At 66.1% G+C, this 22,951-nt stretch carries 30 protein-coding genes and 2 tRNA genes; 21 read left to right on the top strand and 11 right to left on the bottom strand.

Features of this window, described 5'->3' with window-relative positions; translation table 11 throughout:
- Positions 1-26: 26 nt before the first annotated feature.
- Both B1A87_RS24045 and B1A87_RS14870 read right to left on the bottom strand, forming a co-directional pair.
- Entirely contained in the window at positions 27-158 is a 132-nt protein-coding gene (locus tag B1A87_RS24045; RefSeq protein ID WP_260680864.1) for a hypothetical protein, read from the bottom strand.
- A gap of 258 nt (positions 159-416) precedes the next feature.
- Positions 417-504 (bottom strand) — tRNA-Ser (locus B1A87_RS14870).
- 113 nt (positions 505-617) lie between these two features.
- Here B1A87_RS14870 and B1A87_RS14865 point away from each other — a divergent pair.
- The 5 genes from B1A87_RS14865 (at position 618) to B1A87_RS23095 (ending at position 5,318) form a co-directional block, all read left to right on the top strand.
- Positions 618-1,601 (top strand): NAD(P)H-quinone oxidoreductase, encoded by a 984-nt coding sequence (locus B1A87_RS14865; protein ID WP_078029937.1) that lies wholly within the window; start codon positions 618-620, stop codon positions 1,599-1,601.
- A gap of 153 nt (positions 1,602-1,754) precedes the next feature.
- The gene (locus B1A87_RS14860; protein WP_078029938.1) at positions 1,755-2,369 is read left to right on the top strand and encodes a PadR family transcriptional regulator; all 615 of its coding nucleotides are present in this window, start codon (positions 1,755-1,757) and stop codon (positions 2,367-2,369) included.
- Positions 2,366-3,103, top strand: a complete 738-nt coding sequence (locus B1A87_RS14855) for an ABC transporter ATP-binding protein (RefSeq protein ID WP_078029939.1) — start codon at positions 2,366-2,368, stop codon at positions 3,101-3,103. The genes B1A87_RS14860 and B1A87_RS14855 overlap by 4 nt, the downstream gene beginning before the upstream one ends.
- A 641-nt stretch (positions 3,104-3,744) precedes the next feature.
- Positions 3,745-5,226, top strand: coding sequence for a hypothetical protein (locus B1A87_RS14850; RefSeq protein ID WP_260680863.1), 1,482 nt, complete (start codon positions 3,745-3,747; stop codon positions 5,224-5,226).
- On the top strand, positions 5,148-5,318 hold the full coding sequence (locus B1A87_RS23095) for a hypothetical protein (protein WP_185982341.1): 171 nt from the start codon (positions 5,148-5,150) through the stop codon (positions 5,316-5,318). The genes B1A87_RS14850 and B1A87_RS23095 overlap by 79 nt, the downstream gene beginning before the upstream one ends.
- Here the strand turns inward: B1A87_RS23095 and B1A87_RS24040 are convergent.
- Positions 5,305-5,433, bottom strand: coding sequence for a hypothetical protein (locus tag B1A87_RS24040; protein ID WP_260680862.1), 129 nt, complete (start codon positions 5,431-5,433; stop codon positions 5,305-5,307). The genes B1A87_RS23095 and B1A87_RS24040 overlap by 14 nt on opposite strands.
- A gap of 39 nt (positions 5,434-5,472) precedes the next feature.
- Between B1A87_RS24040 and B1A87_RS14840 the strand changes: the two genes are divergently transcribed.
- The 6 genes from B1A87_RS14840 to B1A87_RS14815 all read left to right on the top strand — a co-directional run bounded on the left by B1A87_RS14840 (position 5,473) and on the right by B1A87_RS14815 (position 10,565).
- Positions 5,473-7,773, top strand: coding sequence for a carbon starvation CstA family protein (locus B1A87_RS14840; RefSeq protein WP_078029940.1), 2,301 nt, complete (start codon positions 5,473-5,475; stop codon positions 7,771-7,773).
- Complete coding sequence (locus tag B1A87_RS14835; RefSeq protein WP_078029941.1) at positions 7,773-7,979, top strand: YbdD/YjiX family protein; 207 nt, start codon at positions 7,773-7,775, stop codon at positions 7,977-7,979. The genes B1A87_RS14840 and B1A87_RS14835 overlap by 1 nt, the downstream gene beginning before the upstream one ends.
- Before the next feature lie 2 nt (positions 7,980-7,981).
- Positions 7,982-8,446 (top strand): GNAT family N-acetyltransferase, encoded by a 465-nt coding sequence (locus B1A87_RS14830; RefSeq protein ID WP_144275828.1) that lies wholly within the window; start codon positions 7,982-7,984, stop codon positions 8,444-8,446.
- Between the two features lie 38 nt (positions 8,447-8,484).
- The gene (locus B1A87_RS14825; protein WP_078029943.1) at positions 8,485-9,162 is read left to right on the top strand and encodes a bacterial proteasome activator family protein; all 678 of its coding nucleotides are present in this window, start codon (positions 8,485-8,487) and stop codon (positions 9,160-9,162) included.
- Positions 9,163-9,169: 7 nt separating this feature from the next.
- Entirely contained in the window at positions 9,170-9,616 is a 447-nt protein-coding gene (locus B1A87_RS14820; protein ID WP_078029944.1) for a hypothetical protein, read from the top strand.
- A gap of 103 nt (positions 9,617-9,719) precedes the next feature.
- On the top strand, positions 9,720-10,565 hold the full coding sequence (locus tag B1A87_RS14815; protein ID WP_078029945.1) for an aldo/keto reductase: 846 nt from the start codon (positions 9,720-9,722) through the stop codon (positions 10,563-10,565).
- A gap of 128 nt (positions 10,566-10,693) precedes the next feature.
- Here B1A87_RS14815 and B1A87_RS14810 read toward each other — a convergent pair whose 3' ends face one another.
- Together B1A87_RS14810 and B1A87_RS24035 are read right to left on the bottom strand one after the other, a co-directional pair.
- Positions 10,694-10,873, bottom strand: coding sequence for a hypothetical protein (locus tag B1A87_RS14810; protein ID WP_078029946.1), 180 nt, complete (start codon positions 10,871-10,873; stop codon positions 10,694-10,696).
- A 39-nt stretch (positions 10,874-10,912) separates the two neighbouring features.
- Positions 10,913-11,230 (bottom strand): hypothetical protein, encoded by a 318-nt coding sequence (locus B1A87_RS24035; RefSeq protein WP_260680861.1) that lies wholly within the window; start codon positions 11,228-11,230, stop codon positions 10,913-10,915.
- A 4-nt stretch (positions 11,231-11,234) separates the two neighbouring features.
- Here B1A87_RS24035 and B1A87_RS24030 point away from each other — a divergent pair, with 4 nt between their 5' ends.
- Positions 11,235-11,372 carry a hypothetical protein gene (locus B1A87_RS24030; protein ID WP_260680860.1) on the top strand — a complete coding sequence of 46 codons (138 nt, stop codon included), beginning with the start codon at positions 11,235-11,237 and terminating at the stop codon, positions 11,370-11,372.
- On the opposite strand, the gene B1A87_RS24025 is transcribed toward B1A87_RS24030, so the two are convergent.
- The gene (locus B1A87_RS24025) at positions 11,369-11,917 is read right to left on the bottom strand and encodes a hypothetical protein (protein ID WP_260680859.1); all 549 of its coding nucleotides are present in this window, start codon (positions 11,915-11,917) and stop codon (positions 11,369-11,371) included. The genes B1A87_RS24030 and B1A87_RS24025 overlap by 4 nt on opposite strands.
- A gap of 82 nt (positions 11,918-11,999) precedes the next feature.
- Positions 12,000-12,260 (bottom strand): hypothetical protein, encoded by a 261-nt coding sequence (locus B1A87_RS14800; protein WP_078029950.1) that lies wholly within the window; start codon positions 12,258-12,260, stop codon positions 12,000-12,002.
- Positions 12,261-12,842: 582 nt separating this feature from the next.
- Between B1A87_RS14800 and B1A87_RS14795 the strand changes: the two genes are divergently transcribed.
- The 3 genes from B1A87_RS14795 to B1A87_RS14785 all read left to right on the top strand — a co-directional run bounded on the left by B1A87_RS14795 (position 12,843) and on the right by B1A87_RS14785 (position 14,217).
- On the top strand, positions 12,843-13,106 hold the full coding sequence (locus B1A87_RS14795; RefSeq protein ID WP_078029951.1) for a GlsB/YeaQ/YmgE family stress response membrane protein: 264 nt from the start codon (positions 12,843-12,845) through the stop codon (positions 13,104-13,106).
- 169 nt (positions 13,107-13,275) lie between these two features.
- Positions 13,276-13,521: a hypothetical protein gene (locus B1A87_RS14790; RefSeq protein WP_139362943.1), complete on the top strand. Its 246-nt coding sequence runs from the start codon at positions 13,276-13,278 to the stop codon at positions 13,519-13,521.
- Positions 13,522-13,833: 312 nt separating this feature from the next.
- Complete coding sequence (locus B1A87_RS14785; protein ID WP_078029953.1) at positions 13,834-14,217, top strand: hypothetical protein; 384 nt, start codon at positions 13,834-13,836, stop codon at positions 14,215-14,217.
- A 17-nt stretch (positions 14,218-14,234) separates the two neighbouring features.
- Here the strand turns inward: B1A87_RS14785 and B1A87_RS14780 are convergent, their stop codons facing one another.
- On the bottom strand, positions 14,235-14,879 hold the full coding sequence (locus tag B1A87_RS14780; protein ID WP_078029954.1) for a PAS and ANTAR domain-containing protein: 645 nt from the start codon (positions 14,877-14,879) through the stop codon (positions 14,235-14,237).
- A 181-nt stretch (positions 14,880-15,060) separates the two neighbouring features.
- On the opposite strand from B1A87_RS14780, the gene B1A87_RS14775 reads away from it, so the two are divergent.
- The gene (locus B1A87_RS14775; protein WP_078029955.1) at positions 15,061-15,615 is read left to right on the top strand and encodes a cysteine hydrolase family protein; all 555 of its coding nucleotides are present in this window, start codon (positions 15,061-15,063) and stop codon (positions 15,613-15,615) included.
- Between the two features lie 41 nt (positions 15,616-15,656).
- On the opposite strand, the gene ftsW is transcribed toward B1A87_RS14775, so the two are convergent.
- Entirely contained in the window at positions 15,657-16,880 is a 1,224-nt protein-coding gene (ftsW, locus tag B1A87_RS14770) for a putative lipid II flippase FtsW (protein ID WP_078029956.1), read from the bottom strand.
- Between the two features lie 247 nt (positions 16,881-17,127).
- Between ftsW and B1A87_RS14765 the strand changes: the two genes are divergently transcribed.
- From B1A87_RS14765 to B1A87_RS14750, 4 genes are all read left to right on the top strand, one after another.
- Entirely contained in the window at positions 17,128-17,319 is a 192-nt protein-coding gene (locus B1A87_RS14765) for a hypothetical protein (protein WP_078029957.1), read from the top strand.
- Positions 17,277-17,495 carry a hypothetical protein gene (locus tag B1A87_RS14760; protein ID WP_139362944.1) on the top strand — a complete coding sequence of 73 codons (219 nt, stop codon included), beginning with the start codon at positions 17,277-17,279 and terminating at the stop codon, positions 17,493-17,495. Before B1A87_RS14765 ends, B1A87_RS14760 begins: the two co-directional genes overlap by 43 nt.
- A 137-nt stretch (positions 17,496-17,632) precedes the next feature.
- Positions 17,633-18,391, top strand: a complete 759-nt coding sequence (locus tag B1A87_RS14755; protein ID WP_078029959.1) for a VOC family protein — start codon at positions 17,633-17,635, stop codon at positions 18,389-18,391.
- Positions 18,392-18,701: 310 nt separating this feature from the next.
- Complete coding sequence (locus B1A87_RS14750) at positions 18,702-19,721, top strand: EAL domain-containing protein (RefSeq protein WP_260680858.1); 1,020 nt, start codon at positions 18,702-18,704, stop codon at positions 19,719-19,721.
- A 498-nt stretch (positions 19,722-20,219) separates the two neighbouring features.
- On the opposite strand, the gene B1A87_RS14745 is transcribed toward B1A87_RS14750, so the two are convergent.
- A tRNA-Thr gene (locus B1A87_RS14745) sits at positions 20,220-20,292 on the bottom strand.
- 286 nt (positions 20,293-20,578) lie between these two features.
- Between B1A87_RS14745 and B1A87_RS14740 the strand changes: the two genes are divergently transcribed.
- On the top strand, positions 20,579-21,316 hold the full coding sequence (locus tag B1A87_RS14740; protein ID WP_078030002.1) for an HAD family hydrolase: 738 nt from the start codon (positions 20,579-20,581) through the stop codon (positions 21,314-21,316).
- Between the two features lie 12 nt (positions 21,317-21,328).
- On the opposite strand, the gene B1A87_RS14735 is transcribed toward B1A87_RS14740, so the two are convergent.
- Entirely contained in the window at positions 21,329-22,903 is a 1,575-nt protein-coding gene (locus B1A87_RS14735; protein WP_139362947.1) for an alpha/beta hydrolase, read from the bottom strand.
- Positions 22,904-22,951 lie beyond the last annotated feature (48 nt).

Raw genomic sequence — 22,951 nt, 5'->3', positions numbered from 1 at the left:
GTCTGACGGTTTCAATGGCCAGGACGTCAGCGCTGGTCCGAATACGACGTTGCGGGTTCCTGGTCGTCGTCCGCTTCGACCCACTCAATGAAGTCCTTCAGGGACATGCACCAGTAGTAGTCCGAGTACCTAAGGCTCTGCTTGTCAGACTTGGTCATGACGGCGAACCTCCCCCAATCCCTGCGACGCGGATGCCCTTTCCGCTTGTGGCGGCAGGAGCAATGCTGATTCCAGTGAACGCCCTCGGCGGCCGTCCGCGCATGCGTGGTGCGTACTCGATTTCTGCGGAGCAGGTACTCGGTCTACCTGCTTTTGGAGTCATCGCCAGCAGCTCTACTTGCTTACGCAGAAGGGCCGGCCGGACCAACCTTTCGATTGGCCCAACCGGCCCTACTTTGTGCTCTGACTGCACTGCGCGGAAGGTAAGAGATTCGAACTCTTGGTACGGGGTTACCGCACACTGGTTTTCAAGACCAGCTCCTTCGGCCGCTCGGACAACCTTCCCTAACTAGTAGTGTTTCATAGGCAGTTGGCTGCAACAAAAACCGGAGTGTGGCGGTTGCTGCCGGTGCACACTATTTTTGGGCAGTAATCAGCTAGGAAATCGGGAGTTCTCCATGAAAGCCGTCTACATCTCGGAGCCGGGCGGGCCCGAAAAGCTGGAAGTCCGGGACGTGCCCGCCCCGGTGCCGGGCGAGGGCGAGGTCCTGATCGACGTCGTGGCCGCGGGCCTGAACCGTGCCGACGTGCAGCAGCGGAAGGGCTACTACCCGCCGCCTCCCGGCGCCTCGGAAATTCCGGGCCTGGAAGTCTCCGGCCGCATCGCCGGATTCGGTCCGGGCGTCACGAAGCCGTTTTCCATCGGAGACAAGGTGGTGGCCTTGCTCGCGGGCGGCGGCTACGCGCAGCAGGTAGCGGTCCGCTCGGAGCAGGTAGTGAGGATTCCCGACGGCGTTGACCTGGTGACCGCGGCGGCCCTCCCGGAGGTTGCGGCCACCGTGTACTCGAACCTCATCATGACCGCACAGCTTCAGCCCGGCGAGACCGTCCTGATCCACGGCGCCACCGGCGGAATCGGCACCATGGCCATCCAGTTCGCGAAGGCCATCGGTGCAACTGTCGCCGCCACGGCCGGTACCGAGGAGAAGGTCAGCACGGCCAAGGCCTTCCTCGGGGCGGACATCGCCATCAACTACGCCGAGGAGAATTTCGCCGACAGCCTCCGGGCCCAGAACGGCGGCAAGGGCGCCGACGTGATCCTGGATGTCGTTGGCGCCAAGTACCTGCAACAGAACGTCGATGCCCTTGCGGACTACGGCCGCCTCATCGTCATCGGACTGCAGGGTGGCGCCAAGGGCGAACTGGACCTGGGGCAGCTCCTCCGCAAGCGTGCGGCCGTCGTTGCCACAGCACTCAGGCCCAGGCCGGTGGAAGAGAAGGGCGTGATCATGACCGCCGTCCGCGATGCCGTCTGGCCCCTGATCGCGGCAGGACGGATCCACCCGCTCGTGGCAAAGACGTTTCCAGTGGGCCAGGTCCGGGCAGCCCATGAGTACTTCGACTCCGGTGAACACGTGGGCAAGATCCTGCTGGTCATGTAGCAGGCGATTGCCGCCGGTTCTGGCGGGCGGGTCCTTCACCATACATACCCGGTATTGCCATGTCCGGACAATGCCGCTAGGCTCGAACCATACGCGGTATGCACCGGTCTTGGGGGTCGGTGCATACCGCGGCCTTCCTAGCCAAGGAGCAACATGTCCATCCGCCACAGCCTCCTCGCCCTGCTGCAGGACCAGCCGCGCTACGGCTACCAGCTCAGGGCCGAATTCGAGGACCGCACCGGGTCCACCTGGCCGCTGAACATCGGGCAGGTCTACACCACACTGGACCGCCTCGAGCGCGACGGCCTCGTCAGCAACGACGGCGGCGACGGCGAAGGCCACGTGGTCTACAGCATTACGGCCGCCGGCAAGGCCGAGGTCCAGGGCTGGTTCGCCACGCCGGCGGAGCGGACCAATCCGCCGCGGAACGAGCTCGCCATCAAACTGGCGCTCGCCGTCACGCTGCCCGGCGTGGATGTGGCCGCCATCATTCAGGCGCAGCGCGTGGCTTCCATGCGGGCGCTGCAGGACTACACGAAGTCCCGGCGGGATACAGCTGCCAGCCAGCGCCCGGGCGACACCGCCTGGCTGCTGGTGCTGGATTCGCTGATTTTCCAGACCGAAGCGGAAGTCCGCTGGCTGGACCTGTGCGAAGCCCGCATGGTCCAGCTTTCGCAGACGGCCGGCACGCACACTGCCGTACGCAAAACGTCCAACGGGGTCACTGTGGAAGAGGCAGCCCCGCTCAACGCGGAGACGCGGCGTTGAGCGTCCACGCGCCGCGGCAGGTCCTGGAACTCGCCAGGGTGAGCAGGACCTTCGGCCGGGGTGCGACGGCGGTCGCAGCCCTGCGCGACGTTGACCTCACCGTCAGCGCGGGCGAGTTCGTTGCTGTGATGGGTCCGTCCGGGTCCGGCAAGTCATCCCTGCTGTCGCTGGCCGGCGGACTGGACCGCCCGACGTCGGGCGGTGTCTTTGTGGAATCCACGCCGCTGGCGGGGCTCGGACTCAACGAACTCGCGCGGCTGCGCCGGCGCGCAGTGGGTTACGTCTTCCAGGACTTCAACCTGATCCCCACGTTGTCGGCGGCGGAAAACGTGGCCCTGCCGCTGGAACTGGACGGCGTGCAGGCCAAGAAAGCCCACCGCCAGGCCGTGGACGCCCTGCGGCAGGTGGGCATCCCCGAACTGGCCGACCGGTTCATGGACGAGATGTCCGGCGGGCAGCAGCAGCGCGTGGCCATCGCGCGGGCCATCGTGGGGGACCGGAGGCTGATCCTCGCCGACGAACCCACCGGGGCCCTGGATTCGACCAGCGGCCACGGCGTGATGGAGGTGCTGCGGGAACGGGCAGACGCCGGGGCTGCCGTCATGCTCGTCACTCACGAGGCCCGGCACGCGGCTTGGGCGGACCGGGTGGTGTTCATCCGCGACGGCCGGATCGTGGACGAGGCGGCGGCCATGCACGATCCCGCGATACTGCTGGCACGGACCTGCTTCTGACGTGGCGATCGACCTCAAACCGGCGCCCGGCGGGCGCCGGCACAGCTTCCGCGTCGCCCTGCGGATGGCACGCAGGGACATCAGCCGGCACAGGGGCCGTTCGCTCCTGATCGTCCTGCTGATCATGGTGCCCGTCGCCGGCATGGCCGGGGCCGCAACTCTTGTGCAGAGCATGCAGGAGACACCCGCCGAGCGTGTCCAGCACCAGCTGGGGAGCACGCAGGCGAGGCTCCGGACCATGGGCGCCTACAACGCGGACATGGTCCAGAACCCCGTCGTGGAAACAGTGGCGGGGTCGCGGAACTACGCCCGCGACCCGGACTTCGTGCCACGGGACCCCAAGGACGCCATCCCGACCGGATACAGCGTCCTCACGGAGTCGCAGCTGACGCTCAGGGTCTCGGTGGGCGCTGCCGAAGTCCCGCTCCTGGGTTCTGTGCGGTTTCCCGGGTTCCATCCGGACGCGCCGCTGATCGCCGCGGCCATGGGCATGGGACTCCTCGCCTGCCTTCTTGCTGCTGCCGTGCCTGCCGGCCAGGTCGCCAGGCAGGCTGTGCTGGGCGCGCTGAAGTCCCGGCAGGGCGTCGTCGGCAGCCCAGCGCTGGCCGGCCAGAATCGGCGTCCTCCTGCTGATCATTGCCGTGGCTGCGCTGGCGGCGGGCACGGGCCTGGGCATGGTTGGAGACGCCCCCGATGTCCTGGCGTCCCGGACGCCGCTCGTGGCCGGGCTGCTGATAGGGGGCGCCGTCCTGACTGCGGCCGCCCTGGTGCTCCTCACGGGCGGCGTGGTGGCGGTGCTGACAGCCCGCAGCGGGTGGCTTCCGTTGCCCGCACGGATGGCCGCCAGGGACGCGGCACGCAACCGCAGCCGCACCGTCCCCGCCGTGGCCGCCATCCTTGCCGCCGCCACCTTGGCCAGCGCCGTGATGGTCCTGGCCGCCAGCCAGTTTGAGAGCGCACGGCAGACGCACCCCTGGTCGGCGCGGGAAAACCAGGCGGCCCTGCCCCTCGCTGAGACGGGACCGCTGCTGGCGGACGGGTCGGTGGCACCTGTCAGGGTCATTGATCCCGCGGCGGTCACCGGCGCGCTTGAGGGTGCGCTCGGGACGGTGGAGTGGACGCGGGTGTTGGCGTCACCGGTGGCTCAGAACTGCAATATGAGGGCCGGGGCCACGGGTTCCTCCCGTCCGGATGACGGCAACTGCCTCGAGTACAAGCTGGCCGTGCCGGCAGGCAATGAATGCCCCGCCACGCAGCAGGGACTGGTCCTGAACGCCGGCGACTCGCGCTGCCAGGGATCGATGCTTCCTCTGGGAATCAGCGGCCAGATCCCTCAGCTCATCGTCGGCGGCGCGGCAGAGCTCGAAGCCCTGCTGGGGAGAAAGCCGGGCAGGGATGCCCTGGAAGCGCTTGCGGGCGGCGGGATGGTGGTGAGCAACCCGGTCTTCGTGAAGGACGGGCAAACAGTACTGCAGGCCTATGACCTCCGGCGGCCTGTGACCGGACCGAACAATCGGGCTGACTTCGAGGTGGTCAGCGACCACAGCCTGCCGGCGGTGGTGGAAAGCCCGGAGGTGCCGGTGCCCTACTATGGCGTCATCTCAGCCGACGCCGCCTCCCGTCTGGGCATCCATGTGGAACCGGCGGCCCTGCTGATCCAGCTCTTCGGGTACCCGTCCGCAGCTGAGCTGGACAAAGCCTCGGCCGCGCTCGCCGGAATCTATGGGACCCAGCCCGCCGCCCTCCATGTTGAGGCGGGCGCGGACCGCGACAGTTCGTCCGTGCTGTGGCTGCTCGTCGGCCTGAGTGCCCTGATCACGCTGAGCGCCGCTGGGATCACCGCCGGGCTGGCCCTGGCGGATGCCCGGAGCGACCACATGACCCTCGCCGGAGTCGGGGCGCCGCCGCGGCTCCGGAAGTCCATGGCGGGAGCACAGTCGCTGATGACGGCTGGGCTGGGGACGTTGATGGGACTTATAGCGGGAGTGGTGCCTGCCGTCCTGGTCACGGCGGCAACCCGTACCCTCGCCGCCCCGGTGGTCCCATGGCTGCAGCTGCTGGCCCTGCTCGTGGCCGTGCCGCTGAGCGGAGGGGCCCTGGCGCTGTCTCTTATACACATCTAGATGTGTATAAGAGACAGCCCGCCTGCCCATGTCCCGGCGCGGCGTGGGCGCTTAGCGCCTCCTGTCTCTTATACACATCTAGATGTGTATAAGAGACAGCTGCACGGTTGGCCCGTTCAGCGCGCCTGCCCTACCGCTCGGCGCGCCGGCCGGCGGCACCTCGCAAATGTGCCCGGCGGTTCCTGGCGCCCTTGGTAGGGTGCGCAAGAGAGAGCCACATCACATTTTTGATCTCAAGGAGGAGACATGAGCAGCATGCCGGATGGCAGTGCTCGGACGGCGGACGAGGATCTGGAGCTAACACCGGATCCCTTGCTGCCGCCTACCGCCGTGGACGAGGCCGTCCTCGAGGCGGAAGACCGCAACTGGACGCCCGCGAAGATCGCGATCTGGGCAGCGATAGCGCTGCTGGGCGGCGTGGCCTGGTTCATGCTGGCGATCATCCGGGGGGAGACGGTCAATGCGATCTGGTTCGTGTTTGCGTCCGTCTGTACGTACCTGATCGGCTACCGCTTCTACTCGAAAGTGATCGAACGGTACATCACCAAGCCGAACGACCGCCGCGCCACCCCGGCCGAATACAAGGCCGACGGCAAGGACTATGTCCGCACGGACCGCAACGTCCTGTTCGGCCACCACTTCGCCGCCATCGCAGGCGCCGGGCCGCTGGTGGGACCCGTCATCGCAGCCCAGATGGGCTACCTGCCCGGCACCATCTGGATCATTCTCGGCGTCGTGCTGGCCGGTGCCGTCCAGGACTACCTGGTCCTGTTCTTCTCCATGCGCCGGGGCGGCCGCTCCCTGGGCCAGATGGCCCGTGAGGAACTCGGCGTAATCGGCGGCACCGCCGCCCTCATCGCCACCCTGCTCATCATGGTGATCATCGTCGCCATCCTGGCGCTCGTCGTCGTCAACGCGCTCGGCGAAAGCCCGTGGGGCGTCTTCTCCGTGGGCATGACCATCCCGATCGCCCTCTTCATGGGCGTGTATCTGCGCTTCATCCGGCCCGGCAAGATCATGGAAGTTTCCCTTATCGGCTTCGTCCTGCTCATGGCCGCCATCATCGGCGGCGGCGCCGTGGCCGGCACCGAGTGGGGCGCCGCGTTCTTCCACCTGGACAAGGTCACCATCGCCTGGGGCCTGATCGTCTACGGCTTCATCGCCGCCATCCTTCCGGTGTGGCTGCTCCTCGCTCCGCGCGACTATCTCTCCACGTTCATGAAGATCGGTGTCATCGTCATGCTGGCGCTGGCCATCATCGTGGTCCGCCCCGAAATCACCGTTCCGGCCTTCAGCGAGTTCGCCGGCCGGGACAACGGTCCGGTGTTCTCGGGAGCCCTGTTCCCGTTCCTCTTCGTCACCATTGCCTGCGGCGCCCTGTCCGGGTTCCACGCCCTGATCGCCTCCGGCACCACACCGAAACTGATCGAAAAGGAACGCCAGACGCGCCTCATCGGCTACGGCGGCATGCTGATGGAGTCATTCGTGGCCATCATGGCCCTTGTCGCCGCCATTTCGATTGACCGCGGACTGTACTTCGCCATGAATTCGCCGGCGGCTTTGACCGGCGGCACCGTGGAAACCGCGGCAGCCTGGGTCAACGGCCTGGGGCTCTCGGGCGTGAACATCACGCCGGACTTCCTGGCCCAGACGGCGGCCAACGTAGGCGAAGAAAGCATTGTCTCCCGCACCGGCGGTGCGCCCACGCTGGCCGTCGGACTTGCCCACATCATGCAGCAGTTCGTCGGCGGCACGGCCATGATGGCGTTCTGGTACCACTTCGCCATCATGTTCGAGGCCCTGTTCATCCTGACGGCAGTCGACGCCGGCACGCGGGTTGCCCGCTTTATGCTGCAGGATTCGATCGGGAACTTTGTGCCCAAGTTCAAGGAGGCGTCCTGGCGCGCGGGTGCCTGGCTCTGCACCGCCATCATGGTGGCCGCCTGGGGCGCGGTCTTGATCATGGGCGTCACCGACCCGCTGGGCGGCATCAACACCCTGTTCCCGCTCTTCGGAATCGCCAACCAGCTGCTTGCCGCCATTGCCCTTTCGGTCTGCATGGCCATTGCGGCCAAGCGCGGCTCCTTTAAATATCTTTGGGTCGTGGCGGCTCCGCTGGCCTTCGCTGCTGTCGTGACCATCACGGCCAGCTTCCACAAGATCTTCTCCCCGGTCCCGGCCGTGGGTTATTTCGCCAACAACGCGGCCTTCGCCAAGGCGCTTGCGGACGGCAAGACCTCCTTCGGATCCGCCAAGACCCAGGCCGCCATGGAGGCCGTGGTCCGGAACACCATGATCCAGGGATGGCTGTCGGTGATCTTCGTCGTGCTGAGCATCATTGTCATCATTACGGCGACGGTCGCCACCGTGCAGGCCTTCCGCAACGGGGCTGCCGGGGCTGCCCGGGGTGACCACGAGGATCCGGCCGTGCCGTCGGCGACCTTCGCGCCGGCAGGGTTTGTTCCCACGGCGGCGGAACGCGAAATCATGGCCGAGTGGAACCGTCTGCCTGCCGAACAGCGGCTGGAAAGGCCAGCGCACCACTGATGCGTGAGACGGCCGTGAAGGGGATAGCCGAAGGGTTCCGGGGGTTCGCCCGGTACCTCGGCGGCGTGATGGGGGCGGATGCCTACCGGAAATACCTGGCGCACCACGCCGCCTCGGGCCACCAGGGGCCGCCCATGACCGAACGGGAATTCTGGCGGGACCGGACCGACCGCCAGGACGCCAACCCTGAGGGCAGGTGCTGCTGACCATGCCCGTGTTGCCGTCCGGAGTCACGGTCCGCCGGATCGGACCCGGGGACGCCGCGTCCTTGAACGCCCTGGCACGGACAGACAACGTCTTCGACCAGGATCCCGCCACGGAGCGGTGGGGCGCCTTGACGCCCGACGGCGCCCGGGACTTCCTGTCAGACCCGTCGGTGCTTTTTTGGCTGGCTGAGGCGGACGGGCAGGTGGTGGGGTTCCTGCACTGCTACGTGCAGCGCCGCCGGAGTTCCGGCCCGTGGGCGGAACTGCTGCTGATGGAGATGGGGACCCATGCGGACTGGCGCCGCCGGGGGATCGGGCGGGGCATGGTGGCGGCGATGGAAGCGTGGATGAAGGAGAACGGGGTTGCGGAAGTATGGGTTCCGGCCAACACCTACGCCGCTGGCTTTTACCGCAAATGCGGTTTCGTTGCCGATGAAGGCGAAATCCTGGTCAAGGAGCTTCATTGACTGGACTCCGCATTCCGGGCCCGTGAGAGTATGAACGCATGAGCGATCCGAAAGACACTCAGCCGCAGCCGGCCGAAGACGCAGGTACTGCCCCGCACAGCGGGATCCAGGCAGGCGACGACGTCCCCGTGGAAGGCACCACCATCGACGGCGATGCCGTTCAGGGGGACGGGCACGCACCTTCTGAACCGGCCAAGCCCAAGGGCGCCAACCTGCAGGACCTGGTGGACGAGCCCGCCAAAGTGATGCGGATCGGCACCATGATCCGGCAGCTGCTGGAAGAGGTGAAGGCGGCGCCCCTCGACGACGCCGCGCGGGGCCGGCTGGCGGAGATCCACGAGCGCTCCATCAAGGAACTCGAGGACGGGCTGGCGCCCGAGCTCGTAGCAGAGCTGGAACGGATAAGCCTGCCCTTCCCGGATAACGCGACGCCGTCCGACGCCGAACTCCGGATAGCCCAGGCGCAGCTGGTCGGCTGGCTCGAGGGCCTGTTCCACGGCATCCAAACGGCCATTGCAGCCCAGCACGCAGCCCGGGAGCAGGCCATGACCCAGATGCAGCTGCGGCAGCTTCCGCCGGGGACTGTCATTGCCCCGGGTGTCGTGATCGGCGAGAACGGCGAGCCGCAGCGTGCGAAGGCCGCGCAGCCCGGAGCCGGCACCGCTCAACCGGGGCGGAAGGAAGATTCCGATCACGGCCCCGGCCAGTACCTGTAGGTCTTCTTTGGGCTTTTTCACGGCCGCCATGCAAGGGCGGAAAGACGACGCCGAACTCGGCAGGGGCCTGTGGCGCCGCGCCCACGACCGCTTTCACCGCGGACTGGACCGCTACCACCAGGTGTTGGAGGGCGTCGAGGACGAACAGCTCTACGCGGAGCTCGTCGAGGTGGCCAACCAGCTGGCGGACCTGTCCGGCCGCGTGCGCCGGGTCTGCGTCGAGGCGCAACGGCGTTCGCCAAGCGACGGGCTTGATATTCCGCATGCGCTCTCCGGCGTGCACCGCGCTTTGTCGAAGGCAGGGAATTCGCTGGCCGCCACTGCGGAGGCGGCAGCGATGCTCCGCCTCGCCGTCGGTCCCGTTCCGGTGGGTGCCGCGTCCGTGCGGCGCCGTGCCGAAACGGTCTTCGAGCAGGTGGCCGACGCCGAGCGGCTCTTGGCCGCATCCTCCTGACTCGGGGAAACCCGCGTTATTCCCGGCCTCGCCGGATTAAGCGCCTAGCTTAGCCTCGCTGCATGGGCTACGCCCGTGTGTCCATTGTTGGCAGGATGGACAGATGACTTCTTCACCAACACTGACATTCAATGACGGCAAGACCATCCCCCAGCTTGGCTACGGAGTGTGGCAGGTTGAAGACGACATCGCCGAAAAGGTGGTCTTCCAGGCCTTCCAGGCGGGCTTCCGCCACATCGACACGGCAAAAATCTACGGCAACGAGGCCGGTGTCGGCCGGGCCATTGCGAGCTCCGGGCTCTCGCCCGAGGAAATTTTCATCACCACCAAACTCTGGAACGCGGACCAGGGCTACGAGTCGACCCTCGCGGCGTTCGAGGAATCCATGGAGCGCCTCGGCCTGGAAACCCTTGACCTGTACCTGATCCACTGGCTGCAGCCGAAGCAGGACAAGTACGTGGACACGTGGAAGGCGCTCATCGAGCTGCAGAAGCGCGGCAGGGTCAAGTCCATCGGGGTCTCAAACTTCACCATCGAAGGTCTGCAGCGCATCATCGACGAGACCGGAGTGGTACCGGCCATCAACCAGGTGGAGCTGCACCCGTTCTTCAACCAGTCCGAGCTCCGGGAGTTCCATGCGTCAAAGGGCATCCTGACCCAGGCCTGGTCGCCGTTGGGCCAGGGCGGCGAGCTCCTCGAGGACGCCACCATCGCCGCCATCGCAGGCAAGCACGGTGCCACAGCGGCGCAGGTGGTCATCGCCTGGCATCTGGCGATCGGGAACGTGGTCATCCCGAAGTCCGTCACGGAGGCCCGGATTCGCGAGAACTTTGAGGCACTGAATGTCACGCTGGATACCGACGACATCGCGGCGATCAACGGCCTGGAGCGCACCGCGGCAGGCGCCGGGCGGATCGGCCCGGACCCCGCGGTCTCTGACTTCGCCTAAGGCGTCAGGACGCAGCCGCCAACTGGCGGCCCGGCAGGCTGCCATCCGCTGAGCCTGGACTGGCCCCGTCCGCTATTGATCAGCCCCTGATCAATAGCGGACGGGGCCAGCGTCCGTTGAGCCGGCCTTTAGGCTGCCAGCCGGTCCTGCCGCGTTTCCACGGCGTCGACTACAGCCCAGCCGTCCTCGCCCGAAATGCTGCGGCTGGCAAACCGCTCAGCGTCCGCGGCGGTATCGAAGACCTCGGTCCTGGCCCGCCCGCAGTCGGCATCGAAATACGTTACGTGGAATTCCTGATTCATTTCCATGAATCCATGGTGCAACCGGGGTCTGACAGTATTCGTGCTTCAGCCCGGTGTGTTGCGCAGCCGAAGCACCCGTTCCTTGGCCAGCATGGCTGACCGCTGGCTCTTTTCCGCTGCCCTGGCCGACTGCTTGGCCTCCGCGGCAGCCACGTCCCGCTCCTTCCGCGCCGCTTCCAGCGAGACCTCCAGTTTCTGAAGCCGTCGGCGGGCCTCGGCCACCGCGTCGGTCAGCCGATCGAAGGCCGCATAAGCTTCCTCCTGCGCCTCCGCGCGCAATTCCGCCTCGCCGGCAGCTCCCGCTGCAGCGCTCTCGGCCTCGGCGAGGGCTGTCAGCGCTTTGTCCCTGTCTCTTATACACATCTAGATGTGTATAAGAGACAGGCGGGCGGGGCGCCTGGCGCACGGCCTGCAGCCGGGGCTTCTCCGGGGCGCCAGACTGCCCGGATGGGCGCGGGGGCGCCGGAGGGCTGTCCGTCGAAGCTTGTCTCTTATACACATCTAGATGTGTATAAGAGACAGGGCTGGCCGTGTGCCGAGCGCGGCAGGAACCGCAACCGCACCGCTCAGATCAACCTGGTCCACGCCGTCGGCGGACAGAACCCGCAGCAGCATCCCGCACTGCACTGCGGCGGCCGCCGCCGGGTCCGCCGTGGCGGCGCGGAGGGTCTCTTCCACCTCCGTGGCCACAGGTCCGCTGATTTTCCGGCCGTGCCCCTCAGCAGCAAGCCTGGCGGCCGCCACAGCCTCGCCGAGCAGTTTCCGCCGCTCGCGTGCCAGCTCGCGCAGCGCGGCGGCGTCGAGCGAAGCCTGCGCGTCCTGCATCGTCTGGCCGAGGTCGCTGAGCTGCTGCATGGCCTCTGGCCGGTCGTGTGCCAGCATGTTGACTGCCCAGGCCGCGACGGAGGGTTTGGGAAGCTCGCGGATCGCTTGGGATAGCGAGCGGTCGGAGGTGGCTGCATCCTTGGCGGCGGCGGTCCGTGCGGCAACGAACTCGTCGAGCGGGAGCGCGTACAGTCGCCGTGCGACTTCCTCCAGAACCTCCACCATGCCAGCCATCTTAGGACCGCCTGCCGCGCGGCAGGAGGATCGGACACCCTGGCGGCGCATCGGCGAGGAGGCGGCCGTTGAGTTATCGCCCTGGTAAATGGGGGGTCAGTCTGCCGCCTTGGCGCATCCGATGCAACCGGTCGGCCACGTTCCGCAGTGTTCTGGCAAGACTCCTGTACAGCCCGACGGCCAGCGCGTTCAAGAAGAGAATCACCACCAAAACCGCGCCTGCCACCAGCAGGAGGAACGCAAAAATGATGAGAGCCGGCAGGAGCATGAGGAAAACGGCAATAATTACCCCGACATAGGCGAGGGCATAGCCGACGATCGTCGCCTGATCCACTGGAATCCGATCAACAGCCAGGTGACTGGCTTGTGGTGCTGCTTTTTCCCTCGGCAGCGTTGGGTGACGCGGTCTCCGTCAGCTTCGACAACCGGAGACCACCTTGCGGAACGTGCATTCCGCGCACTCATGGTGCTCCACAAGCGCGACTCTGCGCTGTGGCGTTCTCTATAAGCTCTTCACCCGAAGGGTTACCACGGCGGGTTCCGGCGTCCCGTCCCGGTCCATTCGGCGCTGATCCGCTGTCACCGACCCCCTGGTCTTACGCTTGGTCCTGCATGGCTCTTACCGGCTTTTGACGGCTGATACCGAGTTTTATAGCACCGCCACACTGGTCTGACAAGAGAATTCCGGGGCTATTCCTTGACGGCGTCCTTGATGTTTTCGCCAGCCTGTTTTCGGGTCTGGTTTGTCCCTGCCCGCCGGGGCTTCGGGCCTCAGACTCCCCATCGCCCGGAGCTTCGCCGGCGGCAAGCCGCTGCATCCACACCAAATACTTGCCAGATACTAAGCATGCTGATTAACTCGTAATACGGCTGGCGCCATGCCAGCGGTACGTGTGTGTTGGGAAGGAAGTGCATCATGGGATTTCTCGGTTTTCTCCTGCTCGGCCTGATTGCAGGGGCCATAGCCAAAGCCATTCTTCCGGGACGGCAGGGCGGCGGGTGGCTGCTGACCCTTGTCCTGGGCGTTGTCGGGGCGATACTCGGCGGCTGGATCGGCTCCCTGATCTTCGGCGGGGGTCTTGGCGAATTCTTTGACCTCAGGACTTGGCTGCTTTCCATCCTTGGCGCCGTCATCGTGCTGCTGGTCTTCGGTGCAGTCACCCGCAGGAGCCGGGTCTGACCGGCGCCGCCGTCCAAACGGGCGGTTGAAACAGGTTTCACACGGTTCAAGGTGCCTTGTGTCTGACGGCTGGAACCTAGGACTTCCGTTGGGTGCTGGGGATCCGGGATCCGGGCCCGACAATGCTGGTACACGGCCGCCCGGACAAATGACCGAGGAGGAGGTCCTCATGACGCAGAGTCCGGACGATTCCATCCTCCGGCGACAGGTCCTCGACGTCATAGTCGATGTCCTGTCGGCCACCGCCACGGATCCGGATGCCCGCGTCAGCCTGCTGCAGCACCTGGCAGGCAACCCGGGCAGTCCGGAAATGGCGCTTCTTGCCCATCTCAGCGGCCGGTATGACGCGGATGACGCAGACTCCCCCCTGAATGAGTGGCGGCAACAGGAGGGCGACCAGGCAGCCGCCTTCTAGGTTGGCACGGGGATTCGCGCCCTTTTTGGCCGGGTTGCGCACCGGGAAGCGCGCCCTTCCGTGCTGCCTTTCCGGGCCGCAGTTTCCGAATTCGTTCCGGACTTCGCGCTGCCGTGTGCGCTGGCCCCCTTGATTAGGGCGCCCACATCACGAGGGGTGTCATGGTTCCTCCGGGATTTTCCCAAGGCGCACAAACGAGAGTGATGACTTCCGGGGGTGCACGTGACCGCCCACCGAATCCTGGAGTTGAACGGTCGTGAGGCGCCCGGCACGGACGCGGCTCAGGCAGTTTCACGCCAGAAAGGAGCAGCGATGGCTGGATGCCAGGTACTGCGATGCCCCAACCCCTCGGCCGCCCGGTTCGTTTCGGCCCACTCGAAGGTCACAGCGCTAGTGTGCGGGGAGCATAAGCTGGCGCTGGACGCAGGCGAACGCTGGGATTGCACGGGCCGCGACGGGAGCATTCTCATGGGACCGGACCTGGCGCCTGCCTTGGCGGACTACCTCGTCGGCGGGCGCGGCAATGGAGTTACCTTGACCATCGAGAGGATGGGCGACGACCATCCGTTCTCCGTATGGCTCTCGCATGCTGAAGCAGCCAGGCTCGGTGAGCTGCTCCTTGCCCCGGACGGCCCGCCACCTTCAGGGGACCAGACAGACCCCGGGCCGGAGCGCCGGCGGAGGGACAATCGCTGACTGCAGCCGGCCCCGGTTCAGCGGCCATATGGACGCGAACCCACGAGTTCCCCCCAGCATTGCAGTGTCTGGCGGAGCTTGCCCTGACCAGCGGCATCGACAAGCTCAGCAGCGACAGCGGCGAGTTTCTTGTTGGTGTGCTGGCTCCGGGCCGCAAGGATGCTGAAGGCCTCGTTGGCCTGGACGTCCAGGCGTCCCATGATGATTCCCTTGGCCTGCTCGATGGTCGCCTTGTTGGCGTAAGCGCCGGCCACCGCCGCCGCCGCCTCACGGCTGACTTCCGCTGCCACTGTCTGGGTAAAGTCCATCACCACGCCGCGGATCGCCGTAACCGGTCCTTGGCCTTCTACGGCCTCGGCCAGGGTCAGCACGCGATGCTTGCGCCCCTGGCTGTCGATGATGCGGTGGAAGAGTGCCCCCTGCCCGCCGCTCGAATGGATTTCATCAAGCAGCTCCAGAATGGGTCCGCGGTCCTCCGGATGCTTGTGGGCCATGATCAGTTCCGGCGTGGGGACAATTTCCCCGCGGGTATAGCCGTGGATGGCGAACAGGCCGTCGGACCAGTCACAGCGGCCCGACGCCAGGTCCAGGTGGAACGTGCCCGAGGGGCATTGCTCTCCAGCGCCGAGCGGAAACGAATAGGTCTTCAGATTGTGCAGCATGGGGTGCCCGTTTCGTCGAGATACTCAAGTTTTGCGGGACCACCCTAGGGAAAGCCGGAGGCCCTGGACCTATGGCGGGGGCGGTACCCCCACCTGCGGTGCCCACCCGGAGCCACCGTCGTCGGACCGGTTTATCATGATCGAGTGACAGGGCCCGCCCCAACCAGCAGAGGAGATCGTCATGACCACGCTGCCAGATCGACCCAACACCGCCTTGATGGTCATCGACGTCCAGAGGGGCGTCGTGTCCGATGTTCACGAGCGCGACTCGGTCATCGCCAACATCGGCATGCTCGTCGACAAGGCGCGGGAGGCAGGCGCCCCGATCGTCTGGATCCAGCACTCCGACGAGCAGTTGGAGCGGGGGAACGACGCCTGGGAATATGTCCCGGAGCTGTCACGCCAGGATCCGGAACCGTTGGTGCACAAGACGTTTGCGGACTCCTTCGAAGACACCGATCTGGAGGACGTCCTGGCCAATGCCGGAGTCGGGCGCCTGGTCGTCGCTGGCGCCCAGACGGATGAATGCATCCGGTCCACGATCCACGGGGCCTTCGTTCGCGGCTACGACGTCACGCTCGTCGGCGATGCCCACACGACCGAGGATCAGACGGCGTGGGGCGCCCCGACGCCGGACAAAGTCATTGCACACACGAACCTGTACTGGAAGTACCACACGGCTCCGGGCCGCACCGCCCAGGTCACGGACGCTAAAGACGTGACGTTCACCGCCTGAGCCGCCTTGTCGCGCCGCGCTGCCCGTTGTAGCCGCCGTGGCTACAGCGGAACCAGCCTGGGCTTCTTCGGCCGGGGGCGGCGCACGGCCACCGGCTCTTTGCGGGTGACGCCGAGGATCACGCCGATCCCTGCGAGGGAGGAGACCATGGCGGAGCCGCCATAGGAGATGAACGGCAACGGCACGCCGATGACCGGAAGCAACCCGCTGACCATGGCGATGTTCACGATGGCCTGGCCGATGATCCACGTAATCACGCTCGACGACACGATGCGGCCGAACGTGTCCTGGGTCCGGGCGATGACCTTGAAAACGGCTATGGCGAGCACTGTAAACAGCCCCAGGACCAAGAGAGTGCCGGCCAACCCGAGTTCCTCGCCGAGGATCGTGAAGATGAAGTCGTTATGGGCTTCGGGGATCCAGTTCCACTTCTGCCGGCTCTGGCCCAGGCCGACCCCGAACCAGCCGCCGGAGGCCAGCGCGTATTGGCCGTTCAGCGCCTGGTAGCCGACGCCCTGGGCGTCGTCCGCGGCGCCCATGCCGAGCCAGGAGGAAATCCGGCCGACACGGTTACCGCTGGTGGCGGCCAGGACGACGACGACCACGGCACCGATGGCCCCGGCAGCGCCGAAGACTTTCATCCGCACACCGCCGTAGAACATGGCAGCCGCGAGGATCATCATGATAATCATGGTGGTGCCCAGGTCGTGGCCGACCGCGACAAGCCCGGCGATCAGGGCCCCGCCGGGGAAGACCAACGGAACGACGGCGTGCTTCCACTGCTTGAGGAGGGGCTGCTTGCGCGTGAGGACGGCCGCAGACCAGAGGATCAGCGCGAGTTTGGCGAACTCGGACGGCTGGACGGTGAAACCGCCGAAGCTCAGCCAGTTGCGGTTGCCGTTCACGGTCATGCCCAACGGAGTGAACACCAGTCCGAGTGCCACAATCGCGGCCGCGAGCAGCGGCCAGGCAAGTTTCCGGATGTGCCGGGACCGAAGGCGCGCCAGCCCGAACATCGCCGCTACGCCGGCCACAGTCCACATACCCTGCTTCAGCGGCAGGTCGTACGGGTTCAGCCCGTTCGCAACCGACTCGACCGATGATGAGGACGCAACCTCGATCAGTCCGATGGCGGCCAGGGTCAGGACCACGGCCAGGATGACGGGCCTGGTACGGTCCCCGGATTCGTCCCCCAGCCAGCGCCCGACCCGGACGAAGACGTCCCTGCTGTCGGTTGCACGCGTCGACGGCTGCTTCGTGGTCACTTGCCTGTCACCGTTTCCTTCCTCGGGCTCCCTTGCACCGGGTTGGTCCGGGAAGGAAAAACCCACTGGGAAACCATATCGCTCGGTGGGACAGCAAGATGCGCAGGAACACTTGTCTCGGCCCAAGGAGCCGCCCGAGGTGATAAGCCGGCCCACTGATGGCACCTGCCTGTCTTCCAGACTAGGCGCCGGGACGAAGCGAGTGCCGTGCCTTGGCGGACAGGGTGGGGCGTGTCAGGATGTGCCGATGGGGCACAAGGAGGACTCAGGACTTCCTCAGGCAGGGACCTGGCTGGCCGCCCGCCAGGCTGTCTCCCGGCAGCACAGCGAGCCCCACGACATCCTGGAAACCGCGATCGAAACCAGCAGTGTTCTGTCAGTCTTCATGGAGGAGAAGTGGCCCAAACCCTTCTTCGTGGGCGTCCCGCGAAGCTGGTGACCATTGACGTCAAGGCCACATGGGAAGACGGGACCTTCACGGTCAAGTTCAAAGACCTGACCCAAATCAGCTTCGGCGGCGACTACGAAAAGGCCCTGTGGGCCACCGTCGGAGGGTTGCCCGCGGAGGCGCCCCGTGATCGGCCCCCAGGACCCCGCCAGGGAGGCCAGCCCTAGCCGAAAATCAGCGCGCAGCGCGGCTCCGTTTCGGAGCCAGGGAACGCTTCAGCCGCGCGTGAAGTAGGTTGTTTGTGACGAACAGCTTTGCCGCAGCGACGGACGAGACGTCGCACGAAGTACAGAAGGGCACCTCAATGACAACCCGAGAGACCCACTCCGTCGGCGCTCCCTGCAGGGTCGACACGTTCCAGCCGGACCCCCGGGCCGCCATGGACTTCTATGGCCCGCTCTTCGGCTGGAGCTTCGATGATCCGACCCCGATGCCGGCCGGCCTCGAGGGCGACTATTTCACTGCACGCGTCCGCGGGCGGCGGGTGGCCGGGATCGGCCAGGCGCCGCCGTTATCACTGCCGACGTGGAACACCTACGTGCGCGTCGACGACGTCGCGGAAACTCTCGCTCGTGCCGAGCAAGCGGGAGGGGCGCGCATGGCTGGACCGTTTGGTGTTGGCTCGGGTGGCGTCCTTGCGGTGGTCGCAGACGCCACCGGCGTCCCGTTCTGCCTGTGGCGCCCCGGTGAGAGCGACGGCGACGAGCTGGCCAATGAGCCGAACTCCTGGGCGATGAGCTCGCTGCACACCACAGACGTCGAACGGGCGCAGGCGTTCTACGGCTCCATCTTCGATTGGCAGCTCGAGTCGGTGCCGAATGCTCCCTTCTCAATGTGGCGACGCTCAGGCCGGGTCGTGGCCGTTGTGACGGCGACGGACGGTGTCGCCGTCCCGCCCCATTGGAGTGTCAATTTCGCCGTCCGGGACGCGGACTCCATCGCCCGGCACGCCGTCGAGCTGGGCGGCACCGTCTTGATGGCGCCGACCAACACTCCGGGATTTCGCAGCGCGGTGATCGGCGACCCCCAGGGCGGCTTCATTGCGGTCAGCGCAGCCAGCTGACCCCATCGACGCAGGTCCTGGTCGGGTGTCCGCCAGCCTTCCGGCGACACCGCCCTCAGCGGAACAATAATCCCGTGCGCGCGGAACTGGAGACAATTAGTCCCGACGCTTGTAGTCTTCAACCAGGCTCGGTCCGCGTTTCCCACAGGGATGCAGGGACCGGGTTCCGTGCCGGGCTCAGCCGGTGCGCGCACACACAAAGGAATAGCCGATGTCGGGGGACAGGTTTTCTTTTCTAGCGGAGTTCGGAGAGTCATTCAGGCCCGGTCCGGACGGACAGGCCTCGCCTCCTCCGCAAGACGAAGACGGCGTGACGCTGCGCGGGCAGGTCACACAGATTATTGCTGAAGTCCTGGCGGATTCTGATCCGCAGGGCGAATGGGCCCGGTCGCAGCTCCGCGACCTCTTGGCTTCCCATCCGGACGAACCGGAACGGGCGCTTCTGGAGCATCTGGTTGCCACCCGGGCGGCGACTGACGCCGATGAGTCTTTCGCAGAGTCCCTGCAGGACCAGCTGGCGCCGGCACAGCCGCGGTACCTGTCGGTGCTCTTTGCCCAGGAAAGCAGGGACAGGATCCGGACTGTCCTCCGCAACAGGATGCTGCTCACGGCCTTTCAGCCCATCAGGGAACTGCCGTCCGGCACCGTGACCGGGTTCGAAGCACTTACCCGGTTCGTCAGTGACGACGGTGCCAGCGCCGACGTCTGGTTCCGCGATGCCGCCGCCGTGGGGCTTGGCCCGGACCTGGAAATTGCCGCTCTGCAGTGCGCCCTCGAAGCAGCCCGTGACGTGCCGGGGCATCTGTTCGTCACGTTCAACCTCAGTTCAGCGATCTGCCGGGACACCCGCGTTCCCTGGATGCTGGAGGGTTCCGGCCTCGGCCTGGACAGGATCATCATCGACCTCGCCGGGCGTATCGGCAGTGACGAGATCCCCACACTGAACCGTTCCCTGGCACCGCTGCGCCGCGCCGGCCTGCGCGTGGCGGTCGACGGCTCCGGCCACTACGGTGTCGCCTCGGACCTGATCCGGAGGATTCACCCGGACGTCGTCAAACTTGACCGCGGTTTCCTTGAAGGACTGCAAAGTCCTCACGGGCATCCGGATGCCTCCACCATGGTCGAACTGGCGATGGAGACCGGCGCGGTCCTGGCCGCCGAAGGAATCGAGACCGAAGAAGAGCTCGCGCTCGTCAAGAGCTTCGGGATGGAAACCGGTCAGGGCTATCTTCTCGGACGCCCCTCCGCCAGTCCTCTGGACTGGTCAGCGTGGACCATTCAGGCGGAGGACATCTCCGCGCAGGGCACTTCTGCGATCACCGGACTGTGACCTGGCAACATAGCAGGGACAGCGGCATGATGCGGCGGGTGACGCGGGGGCGTCCACCCAACGATTCGTTATGACCGGAGCCGGCCAAGGCCTGGAAATTAGCGGCGGACTCCCGCCCGGATCAGGTTTCCACCGAACCGGGCGGGACTACGTGCCCGTCCTAGCCACCCAGCCTGGCGCGGGCTTGCGATGCCGGGGGCGGTGCTACTGGGAGAGCGCCGGCCCCGGCTGTCCTGTGTTCTCGGGTTCGCGGTCACCCTTAATTGCCGGACACCCACAGTCTCCCCTCCGCATCTTGGAATAAGAGCGGCGTTCGGCGCCGGTGGTGGTCTCAGCGCCGCCCAGAATTGAGGGAACGGCGCCAAGGTTTACCTAAGGAATGTCCCGCATTCAGGCCGCCCTGCCGGCCCGCACTCGGGACGAAAACCCAAAAGGTCGGCGGCAAAGCAAGAAACCCCGCATTCCCGCTGGATCAGCGGGAACACGGGGTTCGTCTCGAGCTTCCTATCAGAATCGAACTGATGACCTTTTCATTACGAGTGAAACGCTCTACCGACTGAGCTAAGGAAGCACCGCACCAAACAACCGGTAAACCGGCTGGTTCATGCAAGAGTCAACTGTAATAGAGTCCCTGCGTCCGGGTCAAAATGACGGCTTCTCCAGCCCGCGATTGACGTTGGCAGGATGTTCATTCGACGGTCGGATCGGGTTCAGGCCACCACCAGACAGAGCAGCGATGCTGGCGGAAACAGAGTGGTGCAGCATGCGGGCCACGTCGGCAAAGGAGCTTGACCATGACTTTAGACAGCGCAACGGCCATGAACAGCGCAGCGGTCTTCAACGGGGGAGGGGCAGGAATGATCTTGGGCAGCGAACGGTCCGCTGGCCTGGTTGCCGTGCCTGAAGGCCAGGAGGTCCGCCTGGCCGTGCTGGCCATGGTGGGAACAACAGTGTTCGACGGCGGCCTGATGGAACGGGCGATGTCCCGCACACTGGTGGAACAGGGGGTCCCGGAAGGCTCCGCTGAATTTGAGCGCATGCAGGGCTACGCGCGCGACCATTCCGGAATCTCCCGGATGACCGTCTTCAGCGAATTGTTCAGTGATCCGAAGACTGCCGTCAGCGCCAACAGGATGTTTGAGCTGAATTGCGACGAGCTGATAGCCGCTGGCGGAATCCGCCCTGTTCCCGGTGCCGAGGAATCCATCGGCTGGCTGCGCGATGCCGGGATCAAGGTCTGCCTGGCCACCGGCTTCGGGCGGCACACGCAGAACATGGTGCTTGAGTCGCTCGGCTGGATGGGGCTTGCCGACCTGAGCCTGTGCCCGGCCGACGCAGGCCGCGGCCGGCCCTTCCCGGACATGGTGCTGACAGCTGTCCTCGCGCTCGACATCGACGACGTCCGCAAGGTTGCCGTCGTGGGGGACACGAGCGCGGACATCCATACCGGCCTGCGTGCGGGAGCCACGGTGGCGGCAGGTGTCCTCACCGGGGCGCATACGGAGGCGACATTGCGGGGAGCCGGGGCCACCGCCGTCGTTCCTTCCGTCAAGGACTTTCCTGCGCTGCTCGAGGGCCGCGCAGCGGGCCTCTGACAACAGTCCGCGTCAGCAGACGGTGTTATCCGCCGGTTCCTTGCCGTCCACGAAGTACTTGTCCACGGCATCGCCGATGCAGCTGTTGGACCGGCCGTACGCGGTGTGGCCCTCACCCTTCCACGTCAGCAGCGAGGCGTTGCCCAGCTGCTTCCGCAGGGCGCTGGCCCATTCCACGGGGGTGGCGGGGTCACCTGTCGTGCCCACCACGACGATCGGCGCGGAGCCGGTGTACTCGACGGCGGCAGGCGTGCGGGTGCTCTTGTACGGCCAGTCCGCGCAGTTCGCGCCGCCGTAGGCAAAGAAGTAACCCAGGGTGGGGGAGACTCCGACCAGCTGCTGCTCCTCGGCGCGCATGGCCGCCGTATCGCTGCTGCTGGGGTAGTCCAGGCAGTTGATCGCGCCGAAGGCGAAGGCGGTGTTTGACGTGTATTTGCCGTTGGGAGCGCGGTCCGCGCCAAGATCGGCCAGCCGCAGCATGGGGCTCACGTCGCCCTTCATGGCTGCGTCCAGCGCCTGGGTCAGGGCCGGCCAGCTTTCATTGCCGTACATCGGAACAATGAGGCCGCTGACAAAGGTGTTGGCACCCACAACCCGGCCGTCCTTGGCGGTGCGCGGAGTCTGTTTCACGGACTCGATGAGGTCGCGGATCTGCTGGATCCCGTCCTCGACAGTGCCGCTCAGCGGGCAGCCGTTCTCCCCGAGGCAGTGTGCGACGTAGGCGTGGAGCGCCTTGTCGAACGCCTTCGCTTGGCCGCTGGTGAGTTCCTCGGCGGTGAGCGAGGGGTCCAGCGCGCCGTCGAGGACCATGCGGCCCACGTTGTTCGGGAACAGCGAAGCGTAGGTGGAACCGAGGAACGTTCCGTAGGAGAACCCCATGTAGTTCAGCTTGGAGTCGTTGAGCACGGCGCGCAGGACGTCAAGGTCCTTGGCCGAGCTGACGGTGTCGATGTGCGCCAACACCGGTCCGGTGCCCTCGGCACACTTGGCCGCCACAGCCTTGTTGTCGGCGCGGAGGATGGCCAGTCCGGCGTCGGTCTCGGGCGTGTAGATCTTGGCGCGGGCTTCGTCGCGTTCCTTGTCCGTCAGGCACGTGACAGGAGACGAGCGCTTGACGCCGCGGGGGTCGAAGCCGACGAGGTCGTAGTTGGATCGCAGCTTGTCGGAGAAGTGGCTCGCGCCGGCGTCCCGGACGAAGTCGTAGCCGGAAGCTCCCGGGCCGCCGGGGTTGACGAGCAGGCTGCCCTGCTTCTTGCCCCCCGTGCTGGACATTTTCAGGGCGGCGATTTCGATGGTCTTGCCGTCCGGCTTGGCGTAGTCGAGGGGGACCTTGATCTTGGCGCACTGGAGCTTGTCCTCGCAGGGCTCCCAGACCACTTTCTGGGAGTAAATGTCCTTCAGTCCGTCCGGGGCCGCAGCCGCGATGGACGGGTCCGCCTGGCCGGTGGAGTTGCCCTGCGACGAACTGCCCTTGGACTGGCCCAGGAAACTGCACGATGCCAGCAGCATGACCAGCGCCATGGCGCCGACGGCCCGCAGCCCGGTCGCAAGGGATCGGGATCGCGCGGACAGGGGCGGTGCAGACATCATGCGGTTCTCCTTGTGGGCAACGGCGTCAGGCGTCACGGGGCGGGG

The sequence above is a fragment of the Arthrobacter sp. KBS0703 genome, assembly GCF_002008315.2.
Taxonomy (GTDB): domain Bacteria; phylum Actinomycetota; class Actinomycetes; order Actinomycetales; family Micrococcaceae; genus Arthrobacter.
This window is presented reverse-complemented; position numbering and strand designations above follow the sequence as displayed.